This is a genomic window from Streptomyces cucumeris (assembly GCF_024295805.1).
Lineage (GTDB): Bacteria > Actinomycetota > Actinomycetes > Streptomycetales > Streptomycetaceae > Streptomyces > Streptomyces cucumeris.
In genome coordinates this window covers 194,227-209,646 of sequence record NZ_JANCLX010000006.1, presented here as the reverse complement: position 1 = coordinate 209,646, position 15,420 = coordinate 194,227, and the positions used below count along the sequence as shown (strand labels likewise).

General features: G+C 71.5%; 16 protein-coding genes. 8 read left to right on the top strand and 8 right to left on the bottom strand.

What is annotated here, in order from left to right; genetic code table 11:
- Positions 1-36: 36 nt before the first annotated feature.
- On the top strand, positions 37-1,215 hold the full coding sequence (locus tag NMK44_RS11665; RefSeq protein ID WP_254741321.1) for an 8-amino-7-oxononanoate synthase: 1,179 nt from the start codon (positions 37-39) through the stop codon (positions 1,213-1,215).
- A gap of 5 nt (positions 1,216-1,220) precedes the next feature.
- Here NMK44_RS11665 and NMK44_RS11660 read toward each other — a convergent pair whose 3' ends face one another.
- The gene (locus tag NMK44_RS11660) at positions 1,221-1,487 is read right to left on the bottom strand and encodes a DUF397 domain-containing protein (protein WP_302888072.1); all 267 of its coding nucleotides are present in this window, start codon (positions 1,485-1,487) and stop codon (positions 1,221-1,223) included.
- 9 nt (positions 1,488-1,496) lie between these two features.
- On the bottom strand, positions 1,497-2,366 hold the full coding sequence (locus NMK44_RS11655; RefSeq protein ID WP_254741319.1) for a helix-turn-helix domain-containing protein: 870 nt from the start codon (positions 2,364-2,366) through the stop codon (positions 1,497-1,499).
- A 266-nt stretch (positions 2,367-2,632) separates the two neighbouring features.
- Here NMK44_RS11655 and NMK44_RS11650 point away from each other — a divergent pair, with 266 nt between their 5' ends.
- Positions 2,633-3,073 carry an ATP-binding protein gene (locus tag NMK44_RS11650; RefSeq protein ID WP_254741317.1) on the top strand — a complete coding sequence of 147 codons (441 nt, stop codon included), beginning with the start codon at positions 2,633-2,635 and terminating at the stop codon, positions 3,071-3,073.
- 12 nt (positions 3,074-3,085) lie between these two features.
- Here the strand turns inward: NMK44_RS11650 and NMK44_RS11645 are convergent, their stop codons facing one another.
- From NMK44_RS11645 to NMK44_RS11630, 4 genes are all read right to left on the bottom strand, one after another.
- Complete coding sequence (locus tag NMK44_RS11645; protein WP_254741315.1) at positions 3,086-4,291, bottom strand: nucleotidyl cyclase domain-containing protein; 1,206 nt, start codon at positions 4,289-4,291, stop codon at positions 3,086-3,088.
- A 114-nt stretch (positions 4,292-4,405) separates the two neighbouring features.
- Entirely contained in the window at positions 4,406-4,801 is a 396-nt protein-coding gene (locus NMK44_RS11640; protein WP_254741312.1) for a VOC family protein, read from the bottom strand.
- A gap of 111 nt (positions 4,802-4,912) precedes the next feature.
- A complete protein-coding gene (locus tag NMK44_RS11635) occupies positions 4,913-5,386 on the bottom strand; it encodes a C40 family peptidase (RefSeq protein WP_254741309.1) in 474 nt (157 codons plus the stop codon).
- A 351-nt stretch (positions 5,387-5,737) separates the two neighbouring features.
- A complete protein-coding gene (locus tag NMK44_RS11630) occupies positions 5,738-6,697 on the bottom strand; it encodes a M28 family metallopeptidase (RefSeq protein WP_254741306.1) in 960 nt (319 codons plus the stop codon).
- Between the two features lie 385 nt (positions 6,698-7,082).
- On the opposite strand from NMK44_RS11630, the gene NMK44_RS11625 reads away from it, so the two are divergent.
- Positions 7,083-8,690, top strand: coding sequence for an alpha/beta hydrolase (locus NMK44_RS11625; RefSeq protein ID WP_254741748.1), 1,608 nt, complete (start codon positions 7,083-7,085; stop codon positions 8,688-8,690).
- A gap of 71 nt (positions 8,691-8,761) precedes the next feature.
- Here the strand turns inward: NMK44_RS11625 and NMK44_RS11620 are convergent, their stop codons facing one another.
- On the bottom strand, positions 8,762-9,817 hold the full coding sequence (locus NMK44_RS11620) for an NAD-dependent epimerase/dehydratase family protein (RefSeq protein ID WP_254741303.1): 1,056 nt from the start codon (positions 9,815-9,817) through the stop codon (positions 8,762-8,764).
- A gap of 63 nt (positions 9,818-9,880) precedes the next feature.
- Positions 9,881-10,582 (bottom strand): lysophospholipid acyltransferase family protein, encoded by a 702-nt coding sequence (locus NMK44_RS11615; RefSeq protein WP_254741746.1) that lies wholly within the window; start codon positions 10,580-10,582, stop codon positions 9,881-9,883.
- 301 nt (positions 10,583-10,883) lie between these two features.
- Between NMK44_RS11615 and NMK44_RS11610 the strand changes: the two genes are divergently transcribed.
- Genes NMK44_RS11610 through NMK44_RS11590 form a run of 5 tightly spaced genes read left to right on the top strand, consistent with a single transcriptional unit; the run spans position 10,884 to position 15,404 of the window.
- Positions 10,884-12,422 carry an ATP-binding protein gene (locus NMK44_RS11610; RefSeq protein WP_254741300.1) on the top strand — a complete coding sequence of 513 codons (1,539 nt, stop codon included), beginning with the start codon at positions 10,884-10,886 and terminating at the stop codon, positions 12,420-12,422.
- A complete protein-coding gene (locus tag NMK44_RS11605; RefSeq protein ID WP_254741297.1) occupies positions 12,415-12,831 on the top strand; it encodes a roadblock/LC7 domain-containing protein in 417 nt (138 codons plus the stop codon). The genes NMK44_RS11610 and NMK44_RS11605 overlap by 8 nt, the downstream gene beginning before the upstream one ends.
- The gene (locus NMK44_RS11600; RefSeq protein WP_254741294.1) at positions 12,828-13,202 is read left to right on the top strand and encodes a DUF742 domain-containing protein; all 375 of its coding nucleotides are present in this window, start codon (positions 12,828-12,830) and stop codon (positions 13,200-13,202) included. The genes NMK44_RS11605 and NMK44_RS11600 overlap by 4 nt, the downstream gene beginning before the upstream one ends.
- Positions 13,183-13,839 (top strand): GTP-binding protein, encoded by a 657-nt coding sequence (locus tag NMK44_RS11595; RefSeq protein ID WP_254741291.1) that lies wholly within the window; start codon positions 13,183-13,185, stop codon positions 13,837-13,839. The genes NMK44_RS11600 and NMK44_RS11595 overlap by 20 nt, the downstream gene beginning before the upstream one ends.
- Positions 13,836-15,404, top strand: a complete 1,569-nt coding sequence (locus NMK44_RS11590; protein ID WP_374215257.1) for a cytochrome P450 — start codon at positions 13,836-13,838, stop codon at positions 15,402-15,404. The genes NMK44_RS11595 and NMK44_RS11590 overlap by 4 nt, the downstream gene beginning before the upstream one ends.
- Positions 15,405-15,420 lie beyond the last annotated feature (16 nt).

Here is a 15,420-nt window from a genome sequence, read left to right as displayed (position 1 = left end):
CCACAGTTGGTACCCCGTGGAAGGCGAGGACAGCGCATGGCCGAGGACCGGCAGGACGACCCGTTCGGGTGGATCGACGGCGAGCGGGAGCGGCGTTCGCGCGCCGGACTGGTCCGCCGGCTGAGCCCCCGCCCCGCCGACTCCCCGCTGCTGGACCTCGCGAGCAACGACTATCTCGGACTGGCCCGGCATCCACAGGTCACGGCCGCCGCGGCGGATGCGGCGCGGCACTGGGGCGCGGGGGCCACCGGCTCCCGGCTGGTCACCGGCTCCACCGAGCTGCACGCGGCGCTGGAGGAGGAACTCGCGGCGTTCTGCGGTTTCGAGGCGGCTTTGGTCTTCTCGTCCGGCTATGCCGCGAATCTGGCCGCCGTCTCCGCGCTCAGCGACCGTGATGCGCTGGTGGTCTCCGACGCGGGCAACCACGCCTCGCTCATCGACGGCTGCCGGCTCTCCCGCGCCGATGTCGAGGTGGTGCCGCACGCGGACCCCGCCGCCGTGCGCAAGGTCCTCGACGCCGAGGGGCGCGAGTCCGGCGGTGGCCGGGGCCGCCGCGCCCTGGTGGTCACCGACTCGGTCTTCTCGGTCGACGGGGACGCCGCCCCGCTGCCCGCCCTCGCCGCGGCCTGCCGGTCGCACGGCGCGGCGCTGGTGGTGGACGACGCCCATGGGCTGGGGGTGCTCGGCGAGGGCGGACGCGGGGCGGTGCACGCGGTCGGACTCGCGGGCGCGCCGCAGGTGGTGGTCACCGCCACGCTGTCCAAATCGCTTGGCAGCCAGGGCGGGGCGGTGCTGGGGCCCGCCCGGGTGATCGAGCACCTGGTCAACGCCGCCCGTACCTTCATCTTCGACACCGGTCTGAACCCGGCCGCGGTGGGCGCGGCGCTGGCGAGTCTGCGGCTGCTGGCCGCGGAGCCGGAGCGGGCGGTCCGTGCCCGCGCGGTCGCCACCGCGCTGCACGGGCGGCTGACCGCCGCCGGGCTGTCCGCGGTGCGGCCGGACGCGTCGGTGGTGTCGGTGCGGGCGCCGTCACCGGAGCAGGCGGTGCGCTGGGCCGCCGACTGCCGCGCGGCCGGGCTTCAGGTGGGCTGCTTCCGCCCGCCGTCCGTCCCCGACGGCATCTCCCGGCTGCGGCTGACCGCACGCGCGGATCTGACGGACGAGCAGATCGAGCGGGCGGTCGGCGTGATCGTGGGGACCGCGCCGACCGCCTGAGCGGATCAGCTCCCGGTGGTGTGGGACCTGCCGGGGCCGAACCCGCCGCCGGTCAGGCCGTCGAGGAACGAGGCCCAGCCGGACGGGGTGAACCGCAGGACGGGACCTGCCGTGTTCTTGGAGTCGCGCACGGCGAGCAGCCCGGAACCGAGCCGGGCGGTCTCGACGCAGTTGTTCATCCCGACGCTGTAGCTGCTGCGCAGCCAGCCGCCGGGTCCGACGGATGGGGTGGAAAGAGCGGTCACGGCCGATGCGGCCGGCAGTGCGGACATGGAGCCCCCTCAGGCGCCGCCCCCGATTTCGCTGATGAAGGTGAGTGATTCCTCAGGTGCCAGGGCGTGGGTGCGCAGCACGTCGAAGGCCGCGCTGTACGCCCGGAGGTCTTCTTTCCGCTCCAGATAGAGGCTACTCGTCAAGTGGTCGAGAACTACCACGTCGAGGTCAGTAATGTGCGGAAAAGAGAAGATAATGAAAGGACTGGTAATGCCAATGGGCATTCCAGCGGAATATGGCAGCACCTGCAAGCACACCTGAGGGAGCTCTCCCAGTGCGGCCAGATGTCTGAGCTGGGCCGCCATCACCTCCGGTCCGCCGACCGCGCGGCGGAGCACCGCCTCGTCCAGCACCGCGTGCAGCCGCAGCGGTTGCGCGCCGTGCAGCACCGACTGCCGGGCGATGCGCACCTCCACCAGCGCGTCCACCCGCGCCTGCGGCAGATCGGCCAGCGCCGCCCGGGTGACCGTCCGGGCGTAGTCCGGGGTCTGGAGGAGTCCGGGCACCACCGTGGTCTCCAGGGTGCACGCCCCGGACGCCTCCGCCTCCAGGCTGATGAAGTCCCGGTAGGCGGGCGGCAGGAGATCGCGGTAGGCGTGCCACCAGCCGCGCCGTGACCCCTCCGGATCCGAGGCACCTCCGCCGCACAGCGCCTCCAGCAGCGCCCGCAGCTCCGGGTCGGCGACCTTGTACAGATCCAGCAGCCGGGTCACATCCGCGGGTCTGGCCCCGCTGCGGCCGGTCTCGATCCGGCTCACCTTCGACTGGTGCCACCCCAGCAGCCGTGCGGTCTCACCACTGGTGAGCCCGGCCAGATCGCGCTGACGGCGGAGCTCCGCGCCCAGCTTGCGGCGGCGCACCGCCGGGCCGTACCGCATCCGTTTCTCCCTCCTGCCCGCGCGCCCCCGCGCGCGCCCTCTGCCGCGCTTCGCTCCCCAGTCTGCCGCCCAAATCCGGTCTTCCGTAGCAGAGTTCACCGCTTCGGGCGACAGATATATGCATAACCCGGTGGATCGGCCCCGTCACGGAGGGCATCGATGGCACTCTGACGCTGAGCCCGCCGAAGCCGCCGGGAAACCCCCGGCTGCGCGGCACCACCCCGACGCGTCCGCGCCGCGCCCCCGGCGGAAAGGGACAGGCCGCCATGGCAGACCAGCAGGAAGCATCCGTCACTCTGCCGAGCGCCCCGGCCTCGGTCCCCGCGGCCCGTGCCTATGTGACGGACGTACTGGCCGAATGGGGGCTCGGCGCTCGGGCGGAGGCCGCCGACACCGTCCGGCTCATCGTCTCCGAACTGGCCACCAACGCGGTCCAGCACACCGTGGGACGGTCGCCCACCTTCACCGTCGACCTCCGGCTCGACCACACCCGGCGGCTGGAGATCGGCGTCACCGACAGCCACCCCCGGTGGCCGGTCCGGCCGCCCGCCGCCACCCAGCAGGACCACGGCCGTGACCACGGCCGCGGTCTGGTCATCATCCGTTCCCTGGCCGCCGAATCCGGCGGTGACGTCTTCATCATGCCCACCGCCGACGGCGGCAAGACCGTCTGGATCGCGCTGCCGTGGACCGCCGGGGTCAACTGACCCGCGCCCCGGCTACAGCACCCGCTCGACCCGCCCCGTGGCCGAACGCGCCCCGGCCAGCTCCCGGATGCGGGTGAACACCCGCCCCGCGGCCGGGCCGATCAGATAGTGCGGCATGTCCCCGCGCTCGATCACCCCGTACGGACTCGCGCCCATGAGGTACGAGGAGTAGAGGATCAGCCCGTCGGCACGGCCCAGATCGATCCCCAGCGCCGAGAACCCCGGGAACCCGTCGGTCTGGTAGACCAGCAGCCCGTCCGCCTCCGCGCCGTAGCGCTCCTTGAACCGGCCGAACCGCTCCAGCGAGTCCTTGATCTTCCGCGCCATGTCCTCCTCGTACTGGCGCGAAAGGGTGTCCGCCGCTTCCGAGGACGGGTCCAGCAGATAGCAGCGGTAGGTGACGCCCCGGCGCAACAGCCCCAGCACCGCGTCCCGGTAGCGGGCCGGACGCTCGGTGGTCACCAGACGGCTGGAGGAGGTGCGCAGCGCCGTCCCCATGTCGAGGACCTCCTCGGCGGCCGCGTCCAGCAGCCGAGCCTTCTCCTGTGAACTCGGCCGCTCGGGATAGGCGTGCACCGGTGTGCCCTCGGCCAGCCCCCGGCCCGCGAGCCACGCCTTGGCCGCCACCTCCGGTCCGCCGTCGCCCGCCATCAGATAGACGTCCTTGCCCTCATGGCGTCCCACGGGCGCGAACAGCTCCGCGTACGGACCGGCTGTGCGGTAGACGTCCTCCGACACCGCCAGACAGTCCGGCGGGGTCACCTTCTCCAGATGGGCGGCGAGATTGATGTCGGGGGAGTGGATCGCACCGGTCCGGCCCTCGGCGCTGTGCCGGATCGCCCCCTTGTGCACCGCCATCCGCACATGCAGCTCACCGTCCACCCCGGCCTGCGCGAACTCGTCCCGCAGATGGCGCAGATCGAGGGTGAGGAAGGTCCGCGCGGCCTCCAGCGCCACATCGCGGGCCACACTCTCGCTCTCGTCGTGGACCGCGAAGAACCCGCCGTCACCGCGCCAGCTCCACAGATCGCTGCGCGCGCACCGGTACTGCGCGGAGAGCTGGGCGATCCGCGCCCGCATCCGCTCCCGGAGCAGGTCGAAGGCGTGGGCGGCCCGGTCCCTGGGGTTGGAGCGCACGATCGTCGAATACCCGGAGGTGTCGACGAAGACGAGATACACCTGGTCGTAGGTCCGGTCCGGCTGGAACTGCTCGGTCACCACGCGCCCCCTCCCGGTGCCGGCCCGCGCACGGCCGGCACCGGTTCACGCTAGCGCCTGGTCCCGATCGGCTCCAGACGGCGGAGGGCCATGGCTCCCGGCCGGGGAGACGGCCTAGGAGCCCACCAGACCGCGCTCCACCGCGCTGCGCTCCACACAGAACTCATTGCCCTCGGGGTCGGACATCACCACCCAGCCCATGCCGTCGTCCGTGCGCCGGTCGTCCACGACCTTCGCGCCCAGTCCGATGAGCCGGTCCACCTCGGCGTCCCGGGTGCCCGACGGCGGCTGGATGTCGAGGTGGACCCGGTTCTTGACGGTCTTGGCGTCCGGCACCCGCAGGAACAGCAGACCCGGGACACCGGGCTGGTCCGGCGCGATCAGCACCTCGTCATCGCCCGGGTCCGAGTCCTCCAGCGGATAGCCGGTCAGCCGCGACCAGAACTGCGCGAGCTGGTACGGATCATGGGCGTCGAAGGTGATGTGCCGGACCGGGTTGAGGTAGGACATGCGGTCTCCGAAGGTCGACGGGGTGGTGCCCCTGCCCCGTCAACCTACCCCCGGCCCCCGACGTAGCGGGGGCCGCCGGCCCCGGGGCGGGGGCCGCCAACCCGGCCCGGATCAGCGGACCTTGCCGTAGGAGACCTGGCGGGTCCAGATCCGCTCCAGCCGCACCACGGTGCCGGTCTTGGGCGCATGCCAGATCCGGCCGCCGCCCGCGTACAGACCGACGTGGTAGACACCGCCGCTGCCATGGAAGAACACCAGGTCACCATGGGTGCGAGCGGAAGCCTTGATGGGGCGCGCGCGGTTGTACTGCGCCGCCGCGGTCCGCGGCAGCCGCTTCCCGGCCCGCTTGTACGCGTACTGCGTCAGCCCCGAGCAGTCGAAGCGGTGCGGGCCCGCCGCGCCCCAGACGTACGGCGCGCCCTTCTTCGACGCGGCGATCCGGAGCGCCTTGACCGCGACGGTCGCCGCTTCCGCCTCCGGGGTCGCCCCCGGCACCGCGACGGTCGAGCCGACAGCGGCGACGGTGAGAGCGGAGACGGCACTCGCCCGGGAGACCATCCTGGGGATCCGAATGTGCGCAGTCATCGCGCACCCCCTTCATCTGCCGACCCCACCCCGGATGCTGCGGCGGGGTCCTGTCGTCCCCGAGATCGTCACGCATCGCGGCGGCCGGTTCCGCGTCGGGACGCCCCGGTGTGACGGTGCTCACGGATGGTCCGTTCGGGTGACAGGACCTCTCTGACGCCAGAGCTCTGACCAGCGACGATCCCCGCTTCACCGAGCTGCGGCGGTGCTCGGCGCAAGTGGGCGGCACGTCCTCCTGCCGGGAGCGGTTACGCCGGTCGGGGGACACACCGCGACCCGGCCGCCGGGGACCGGCGACCGGGTCGCAAAGGGCGCACTACGGGACCGGCGCGCGGCCGGTCCCGTACGGGCCTAGGAGCTGAGCGTCCAGATCGCGTTGGCGATCGCGTCGGTGTTCAGGTCCAGGGCCTTGTCGTCGATGTTCGACGTCTTGTCGCACGCGGAGTGGTAGCACGGGTCGAACGGCTCGCCCGCCTTGCCGCCCCACTTGTCCGCCTGCTCCTGGCTCTTGGTGGCCTCGGCGCCGGTGAACAGACCGCCGACCCGCACGCCCGCGTCCTTGAACGGCGCGTGGTCCGAGCGGCCGTCGCCCTCGGTCTCCGGGTCGGTCTTGATGTCCTTGGCCGCGAACCAGTCGGTGAAGACCTTCTCCAGCTCGGTGTCGTCGTCGTAGACGAAGTACCCCGGGTTGGGGGAGCCGAGCATGTCGAAGTTCAGATACGAGTCGATCTTCGACTTGTCGCCGGACTCCAGCTTCTCCACGTAGTTGGTGGAGCCGACCATGCCGTCCTCCTCATCGCCCCACCAGGCGAAGCGCAGGTGCTTGGCGGGCTTGAGGTCGGCCTTGGCCGCGGCGAGCGCGACCTCCAGGATCGCGGCGGAGCCCGATCCGTTGTCGTTGATTCCGGGACCCTCGGAGACCGAGTCCAGGTGGGCGCCGGCCATGACGACCTTGTCCTCGCTGCCGCCCGGCCAGTCGGCGATGAGGTTGTAGCCCTTCGCCCCGCCGCTGTCGAACTCCTGGATGGCGGTCTTGAACCCGGCGTCGTCGAGCTTCTTCTTGATGTAGTCCACGGACGCCTTGTAACCGGGCTGGCCGTGGGCACGGTTGCCGCCGTTACTGTCCGCTATGGACTGGAGTTCCTTCAGATCTCCCTTGACCGCCTCGACGTCGATGTCGGGCGCCGCCACGGTGGCGGTGTCGGAGATGTTGGCCTGGGCCATCGACGCGCCGGACAGCAGGGCGGCGGCGAGGGCGGCACTGGCGCCCGCCGCGAGAACTCCACGGCGGACGGGCACTATTCGCTTCACAGTTTGGCTCCGTGTGATGTGGGGGGATGTTGCGGAGCGGTGGATCATTTGTGCGCACATGAGAATCGACGTTCAACAGGGCCTCCGTCAAGGGCAAATATCGGACGGCGTGCTCCGCCGAGCGGAGCAACCCCCTCCCACCTGCGACAACGCATCGCCATACGGATGTTGGTGTGGGGCGAACACAGGGCCGGGAGACACCTGGGGCGGCTGGGCTGATGTTCACGTGTTGATAAAGAAACGGTGGTTTGCCCTGTACTTGGCGGTAAGCCAGACACAAGAATCCTCCTGACACTCTGTGACCATCGCCGCCACGAGCGGCGCAACCATGCAGGGGGATAACTACGTGAGACGCACAGCACTCTTCGGCGTGGCCGGTGGTGTGATGACCGGTGCGCTGATAACCGGGGCGCTCGTCGCCCCGACCGCGGGAGCCTCGGAGCCGGTGCCGGGTGGCGCCGCCGAGGCCCGCGGTGTCGCCATCGCCGCGGCCAAGGCCGCGAAGAAGGGCATCGACTGGAAGGACTGCCCGGCCGACTGGGGTCTGGCCAAGCCCATCCAGTGCGGTTACGTCACCGTGCCGCTGAACTACGCCAAGCCCGAAGGCCGCAAGATCAAGATCGCGGTGGACCGTATCGGCAACACGGGGTCGCCCTCGGAGCGCCAGGGTTCGCTGGTCTACAACCCGGGCGGTCCGGGCGGTTCGGGTATGCGCTTCCCGACCCGCGTCACCAACAAGAACCCGGTGTGGGCGAACGCCGCGAAGGCGTATGACTTCGTCGGTTTCGACCCTCGCGGCGTCGGCCACTCCGCCCCGATCTCCTGCGTGGACCCGCAGGAGTTCGTCAAGGCACCCAAGATGGACCCGGTGCCCGACAGCGAGGCGGACAAGCGCGTTCAGCGCAAGCTCGCCAAGGCGTACGCACAGGGCTGCAAGGAGCGCAGCGGCCGGATGCTGCCCCATATGACGACGCCGAACACCGCGCGTGACATCGACGTCATCCGGGCCGCCCTGGGCGACAAGAAGCTCAACTACCTCGGCGTTTCCTACGGAACGTACATCGGCGGCGTCTACGCGACGCTGTTCCCGAACCATGTGCGCCGTCTGATCGTCGACAGCGTGGTCAACCCCTCGCGGGAGAAGATCTGGTACCAGGCCAACCTGGACCAGGACGTCGCCTTCGAGATGCGCTGGAACGACTGGAAGGCGTGGGTCGCCAAGAACGACGCCGCCTACCACATCGGCAACACCTCGGCCAAGGTCCAGAAGCAGTGGAACACGCTGCGTGCGGCCGCCAAGAAGAGCCCGATCGGCGGGGTCGTCGGCCCCTCCGAGCTGCTCGGATTCTTCCAGAGCGCCCCGTACTACGACTCCGCGTGGACCCAGGTCGCGGAGGTGTGGAGCGCCTACCTCGCCGGTGACGACAAGCCGCTGATCGAGGCCGCGGGCCCGGACATGTCCGACACCGCGGGCAACATCGCCTCGGAGAACGGCAACGCCGTCTACACCGCCGTCGAGTGCGCCGACACCAAGTGGCCGACGAGCTGGGCCAAGTGGGACCGGGACAACACCCGTCTCCACCGGGACTACCCGTTCCTGACCTGGTCCAACGCCTGGATGAACCTGCCCTGCGCCACCTGGGGTGCCAAGCAGCACACCCCGCTGGAGGTCGGCGCGTCCAAGGGCCTGCCCAAGACCCTCATCGTGCAGAGCACCCGCGACGCCGCCACCCCGTACGACGGTGCCGTGGAACTGCACAAGCGGCTCAAGGGCTCGCGTCTGATCACCGAGAAGGACGCCGGTTCGCACGGTGTCACCGGACTGGTGAACGGCTGCATCAACGAGCGGGTGGACGCCTACCTGCTCAAGGGCACGGTGGACGCCAAGGACGTGACGTGCGCCCCGCACGCCACGCCGGTGCCCGCGAAGTCCGACTCGGCCGCCAAGGCGGCCAAGGCGGCGAAGGTCGCGAAGGCCACCGCCGTCAAGTGACGGCCGCCGGGCCCGGTTCCGTACGTGTCGGCGCGTACGGAACCGGGCCCGGTCCGTTTCCGGGGTGGTGGTCAGCGAGCCCGGCCGCCGGTGCCCAGCCACGCGTCCTCGGCCGCGTAGTCGAACAGATCGACCCTCGGGCCGTAGGCCGCGGCCATCTCCGGGAACGCGGCGGGCCAGCCCCCGCCGTCGGTGAGCCGCCGGGCCAGCCACTCCACCGTCCGCGGCAGTGACTCGGCGTAGCCGGTCACCGGGCGGTAGCCCAACTCCCGCTCCGCCGCCGTCATGTCGTAGACCACGGGGTGGGGGAGGCTCCACGGGGTGACGCCCACGTTCGGGCGCGGCGGCGGGCCGTCGATCAGTACCAGCTCCGAGCGCTCCGCCAGCACGGCGTCCACCGCGGCGGCGATGTCGGCCACCGTCGGTGCCTGCGGATCGCCCGCGTTGAGCACCCGGGAACCGGGCCGGCGGGCGGCCAGCCGCACCAGCTCGGCGAGGTTGTCCACGTGCACCGGGTGGAACCGGCTGCCGCCGCCGTAGGCCAGCACCCGCACCGGCCGCCGGTCGAGCGCCCGCTTGACGAAGTACAGCTCCCGCGGGGTGCGGCAGTGCGGTCCGTGGATCGCCCCGGCCCGCAGCAGGGTCACCGGCAGCCGGTCGCCCGCGGCCAGCAGCTCCCGCTCCAGTGCGACCTTGCGGTTCCCGGCGGTGTCCCCCGGGGGCACGGTGCGCTGGGACTCGGGGATCGGCACCGGGTACTCGGGTGCGCCGTCCGGCTGGTCCTGGGTGTGGAAGCCGCGGCCCCGGTCGTCCTCGTACACCGCGCCGGTGGAGATCACCACCGCCGAGCCGATCCGGTCCGCCAGAGCGGTCAACTGCCGTGCGTGCGCCCGGCCGTTGGCCACGCAGTCCAGCAGCACCTCGCAGCCGTCCCCGACCAGCGCGGCCACCGCCGCGCCGTCCTCCCGGTCCAGGGCCATGCACTCCACGTCCCCGGGCCAGCGCTCGTCACGGCCCCCGCCGCGGGAGGCCGCGCGCACCCGCAGGCCCTCCTCGGCCAGCACGCGCACCGCCGCCCGGCCGATCTGTCCGGTCGCCCCGATCACACATACGTCTGCTGTGGTCATGCCGGGACGCTACGGTCCGCCGGCCGGGCGGACCAGGGCATTCGGCCGGTGGCAGATTCGCCGTCAGCGTGGCGTCCGGGAGCGGCGCCGGGACTGCCCGGCCTTCACATCCGAGGCGTAGGCGTCGACGTACTCCTGTCCGGACAGCCGCAGGATCTCGTACATGATCTCGTCGGTGACGGCCCGCAGCACGGTGCGCTCCTCCTCCAGCCCGGCGTAGCGCGAGAAGTCCAGCGGTGCGCCGAAGCGGATGGTCACCCGGCGGATCCGGGGCACCACACGGCCGGGCGGCTGGATCTCGAAGGTGCCCACCATGGCGCACGGGACGACCGGGGCCCCGGCGGTGAGAGCCATCGCCGCCACCCCGGTCCGCCCCTTGTAGAGCCGTCCGTCGTGCGAGCGGGTGCCCTCCGGGTAGATCCCCAGCAACCGGCCCTTGCGCAGCACCGCGAGCCCCGAACGCAGCGCCGCCTCGGCCGCCTTGCCGCCCGCGCGGTCCACCGGGATCTGTCCGGCACCGCGGAAGAATGCCGCGGTCAGCCGCCCTTTGAGACCCCGTCCGGTGAAGTACTCCGCCTTCGCCAGGAACGTGATGCGGCGCGGCACGATCGCGGGCATCAGGAAATGATCGGAGAACGACAGATGATTCCCGGCGACGATGGCGGCCCCCTCGGCGGGGATGTGCTCCAGCCCCTCGACCCGGGGCCGGAAGAGAAGTCTCAGCAACGGCCCCAACAGTACATATTTGAGCACCTGGTAGAACACGTGACCGCCCTCCACGCCGTTGTGGTCAACCGACTGACTCTACAACCCGGGTACCCCATCGGGGAGTCACCGCACAATGTCCGCAATCACCGTGAATCAACCAGCTTTTGCGGGTGTGGGGTTTCGGAGCGCAGAGGGAATTGAATGAATCTGATCGATTCCCTACGTTGAATGAATTCGCTCGCCAGTGCAATTCCGAGAAAAAAGCATATTCGTCTTGGTGTCCGGTGAAACCGCTAAGCTCCAGGGCCCATAGCGAGCTCCTCGCACGCATTTTCTTCCGCTCTTCTTAAGGAAGCCAATGGTTTTCGCTGGCGCCTCACCCGGAGGCCGACGGCCCGCCTCCGCGCTCGTATGGGTCCTCCCTCCCGCCGCCATGGCGGTCTGCGCGGCCCTCGCCGTGACGGCCGTCCCGGCCGCGGCACGGGCGGCGGTCGCCTGGTGCGGGGTGGTGGCGACGCTGATGGTGACCGCGGCGGCGGCCGAGTCGAGGCGCCGCGGCCGGCTGATCGCCACACTGCGCGAACGGCACGGCGCCCAGGAGGACGTCCTTCGCCGCCGGCTGGTGGAGCAGGAGGAGGAGACCCGGCGGCTGGCCCGCGATCTGCTGCCCGCCGCGGTGGCACGGTTGCAGCGCGGCAGCATGGTCGACGAGGTCATGAAGGACATCGACCACACACCCGCCCTCGACCCGGACTTCGAATCCGCACACCGGGCGCTGCTGCGGGCGGTGCTGGAGACCGTGCGGGCCGAGGAGGACCTGCGGGACGCCGCGCAGCGCGCGTTCGTCAACATCGCCCGCCGGGTGCAGGCCATCGTCCACCAGCAGGCCCAGGATCTGCGGGAGCTGGAGGACAAACACGGCGCGGACCCCGAGGTCTTCGAGGACCTGCTGCATATCGACCACGGCAATGCGCTGGTCGGCAGGCTGGCGGACAGCATCGCGGTGCTCGGCGGATCCCGCCCGGGACGCCAGTGGCAGAAGGAGGTGCCGCTGTTCAACGTGCTCCGCGGCGCCATGTCGCGCATCCTCGAGTACCAGCGGGTGGACCTGCACTCGGTGGCGGACGTCGCCATCGTCGGCCCCTCGGTCGAGCCGCTGATCCACGCCCTGGCCGAACTGCTCGACAACGCCACCCGCTACTCCCCGCCCAAGACCCGGGTGCACCTCACCGCGATCGAGGTCCAGTCCGGTATCGCGATCGAGATCGAGGACGCGGGCGTCGGACTCTCCGCGGAGGCCCGCCGCCGCACCGAACTGGTGCTGGCCCAGGCGTCGACCGGACTGGACCTCAACGATCTGGGCGAGACGCCCCGGCTGGGCCTCGCCGTGGTCGGGCGGCTCGCGCTGAGGTACCGGTTCCAGATCTCCCTGCGGCCCTCGGCCTACGGCGGGGTGCGCGCCGTGCTGGTCGTACCGCAGGACATCACCTGCCCCACCCCCGCGCCCGGCGGGGCCATCGCCCGCGCGGCCAAACTGCCCCCGCCCAAACCGGTCAGGCGCGCGACGCCGACACCGATGCCCGCGCGGGCCCCCAAACCCGCCCCGGACCACCCCGGGTTCCGCCAGAACACCGCCGGGCTGCCGCAGCGCCGCCGTCGGATGCCGGTGGTCACCCCGCCCATCCGGATCGACGCGGAACCCCCGGCCGCGGCGCCCGCCGCCGACCGGCCCACCGCACCGGTCACCCCGCCGGTACAGCCCGGGATGTGGCTGGCCGCGTTCCACAAGGGCCTCTCCGGTGAGTCCCCGGACCCGGACTGCACCGCCGTCTTCGACACCACGTCACACCCCTCGAAACACTCAGACCACTCGGACCCCTCGAACAAGGATGAATAGCCAAGTGAGGCAAGCGCGGTTCAACATGGACTGGATGCTCCGGGACCTGGCGTCCAGCGTTCCCCAGACCCGCCACGTGGTCCTGCTCTCCTCGGACGGCCTGTGCATGGCACAGGTCGGCACCGACGAGGACACCGCCGACCGGCTGGCCGCCGCCTGTGCGGGATTACAGAGCCTGTCGACGGCGATCGCCGCCGAATTCCCCGAAGGCGACGGGCGGATGCGGCTGGTGGTGATCGAGGTCGGCGGCGGGTTCTTCTATCTGATGGCGGCCGGAGTCAGCTCGTATCTGGCGGTGCTCGCCGAGGAGAGCGTGGACGCGGGGCTGATGGGCCAGTGCATGAGAGACCTGGTCGCCCGGCTCGGAGAACATCTGAGCAGCGCGCCCCGCGCCGACGGACTGACATGAGCGGGCAGGGCAGCGGCGGACCGGCCACGCCCTGGGACGAGGGCGGTCCCGAGCGGCTGTACACGGTCAGCCGTGGCCGTGCCGGCCGACACGACCGGACCTCCGTCGAACTGGTCACCCTGATCGTCGCGCGGACCGAGCCGGAGCCGGGCATGCAGCCCGAGATCGCCGCTGTGCTGAGGATGTGTCAGTTCCCGCTCTCCGTCGCCGAGATCTCCGCGTATCTGGTGCTGCCGGTCTCCACCGTCTCGGTGATCCTCGCGGGACTGCTCAAGGAACGCCGGGTGGAGGCGCGGGCGCCGGTCCCCGCCGCCGTACTGCCCGACACCGAACTGCTGCAGGCGGTGATGCATGGACTACAGAATCTCTGATGACGACGGCGGCACCAGCGGTGTCGGTGGGGTCGGTGGGATCACCGGACCGCGCCGCGAGGACGTCCTCCCCGCCTCCGCCGCGGCGGCCGTCAAGGTGGTGATCGTCGGGGGGTTCGGCGTCGGCAAGACCACCATGGTCGGCTCGGTGAGCGAGATCCGTCCGCTGACCACCGAGGAGACCATGACCCAGGCCGGGGTCGGCGTGGACGACCTGGCCGGGGTGGAGCGCAAGACCGAGACCACCGTGGCGATGGACTTCGGCCGGATCAGCCTCAACGAACGGCTGGTGCTCTACCTCTTCGGCACCCCGGGCCAGGAGCGCTTCTGGTTCCTGTGGAACGGCCTCTTCGAGGGCGCGCTCGGCGCGGTGGTCCTGCTCGACACCCGCAGGCTCGAGGTCAGCTTCGACGTGGTCGGCCGGCTCGAGGAGCGCGGGGTGCCGTTCGTGGTGGCGGTCAACGCCTTCCCGGGGGCGCCCGCTTACCCCCTGCAGGAGCTGCGCGCCGCCCTGGACCTGCCCGACGCCGTCCCGTTGATCGACTGCGACGCCCGGGACCGCGGCTCCAGCCGCGACACCCTCATCACCCTCGTCAGCTATCTGCAGGCCCTCACCATGACCCCGGAGACATCGTGACCCCTCCAGCCGACCACCCCGGCAGCGGCGCCGGGCACCCGGCCGCGCCCCCCGCCGCCTGCCCCGCCCACGCCCTGATGTCCGAGGGTGCCACGACGGATCTCTTCGGGCCGGAGAACGCCAGGGACCCGATGGCGCTGTACGAGCGGCTGCGCGCCGAGCACGGCGCGGTGGCCCCGGTCCGGCTCGACGGGGACGTCCCGGCCTGGCTGCTGCTCGGCTACCGCGAGAACCTGGAGGTGACCCGCACTCCCTCCCGCTTCTCCCGTGACTCCCGGCACTGGTACGCCTGGAAGGAGGGGACGCTGCCCCCCGATTCCCCGCTGCTGCCCGTCGTCGGCTGGCAGCCCATGTGCACCTTCGCCGACGGCGAGGAGCACGAACGGCTGCGGGCCGCGCTCACCGGGTCCATGGGCCGCTTCGACCGGCGCGGCATCCGCCGCCACATCACCCGTCTGACCCACCAGCTCGTCAATGAGTTCTGTGCGGACGGCGAGGCCGATCTGGTGGCCGGTTTCGCCCAGCAGCTTCCCATGCTGGTCCTCACCCATCTCCTCGGTATGCCCGACGAGTACGGCCCGCGGCTGGTCGCCGCCACCCGGGACCTGATGCAGGGCACCGACACCGCGCTGCGCAGCGACGCCTATGTCACCGAGGCCATCCAGAGCCTGGTGGACCGCAGACGCGCCGCGCCCGCCGAGGACCTGGCGTCCTGGCTGCTGGCGCACCCCTCGGAGCTCACCGAGGAGGAGGTGGTCCAGCATCTGCGGCTGGTGCTGCTCACCGGGAACGAGACCACGACCAACCTGATGGCCAACACCCTGCGCATGGTCCTCACCGACCCGCGCTTCCGCGCCTCGCTCGCGGGCGGCCATATGACCCTGCCGGACGCCATCGAGCATGTGCTGTGGAACGAACCGCCGCTGACCGTCATCCCCGGCCGCTGGGCCACCGGCGACACCGAACTGGGCGGTCAGCAGATCAGGGCCGGGGACATGCTGCTGCTGGGACTGGCCGCCGGGAACGTGGACCCGGCCATCCGCCCCGACATCGGCGCCCCCATGTACGGCAACCGCTCCCATCTGTCCTTCAGCGGCGGCCCCCATGAGTGCCCCGGACAGGACATCGGCCGGGCCATCACCGACACCGCCATCGACACCCTGCTGCTGCGGCTGCCCGACCTCCGGCTGGCCGTGCCGGAGTCCGAGCTGAGCTGGCACGCCACCTGGATCTCCCGGAGGCTGGAGGCGCTGCCCGCCGAGTTCGCCCCGCGCCGGGCCCGGCCGGACATCATGGAGGACACCTCGGGCACGACGCTCTCGCCCGAGATCCGGGCACGCTGGCTGCGCGCGGAGGAACCGCCCGCGGTGCCGCGGCCGGTGGTGGCCGACGCACCCGAGGCACCGGCGTCCGTGCCGTGGTGGCGCGCGCTGTGGCGGTGGCTGGTGGGCCGCCCCGCGGATCCGGCGCATGAGGCGGGCCCGGCGCATACCGCGGATCCGGCGAGTGTCGCGGATCCGGGCCGCCCCGCGGACCCGGAGCAGCCCCCTGCCGACCGTGCCTGACGCCGGAAGGCGACCG

Coding starts and splice junctions, on each gene's coding strand:
- NMK44_RS11610 (WP_254741300.1), top strand. CDS start 10,884: ATGGTTTTCGCTGGCGCCTCACCCGGAGGCCGACGGCCCGCCTCCGCG.
- NMK44_RS11655 (WP_254741319.1), bottom strand. CDS start 2,366: ATGCGGTACGGCCCGGCGGTGCGCCGCCGCAAGCTGGGCGCGGAGCTC.
- NMK44_RS11620 (WP_254741303.1), bottom strand. CDS start 9,817: ATGACCACAGCAGACGTATGTGTGATCGGGGCGACCGGACAGATCGGC.
- NMK44_RS11660 (WP_302888072.1), bottom strand. CDS start 1,487: ATGTCCGCACTGCCGGCCGCATCGGCCGTGACCGCTCTTTCCACCCCA.
- NMK44_RS11600 (WP_254741294.1), top strand. CDS start 12,828: ATGAGCGGGCAGGGCAGCGGCGGACCGGCCACGCCCTGGGACGAGGGC.
- NMK44_RS11665 (WP_254741321.1), top strand. CDS start 37: ATGGCCGAGGACCGGCAGGACGACCCGTTCGGGTGGATCGACGGCGAG.
- NMK44_RS11650 (WP_254741317.1), top strand. CDS start 2,633: ATGGCAGACCAGCAGGAAGCATCCGTCACTCTGCCGAGCGCCCCGGCC.
- NMK44_RS11595 (WP_254741291.1), top strand. CDS start 13,183: ATGGACTACAGAATCTCTGATGACGACGGCGGCACCAGCGGTGTCGGT.
- NMK44_RS11625 (WP_254741748.1), top strand. CDS start 7,083: ATGACCGGTGCGCTGATAACCGGGGCGCTCGTCGCCCCGACCGCGGGA.
- NMK44_RS11635 (WP_254741309.1), bottom strand. CDS start 5,386: ATGACTGCGCACATTCGGATCCCCAGGATGGTCTCCCGGGCGAGTGCC.
- NMK44_RS11605 (WP_254741297.1), top strand. CDS start 12,415: ATGAATAGCCAAGTGAGGCAAGCGCGGTTCAACATGGACTGGATGCTC.
- NMK44_RS11640 (WP_254741312.1), bottom strand. CDS start 4,801: ATGTCCTACCTCAACCCGGTCCGGCACATCACCTTCGACGCCCATGAT.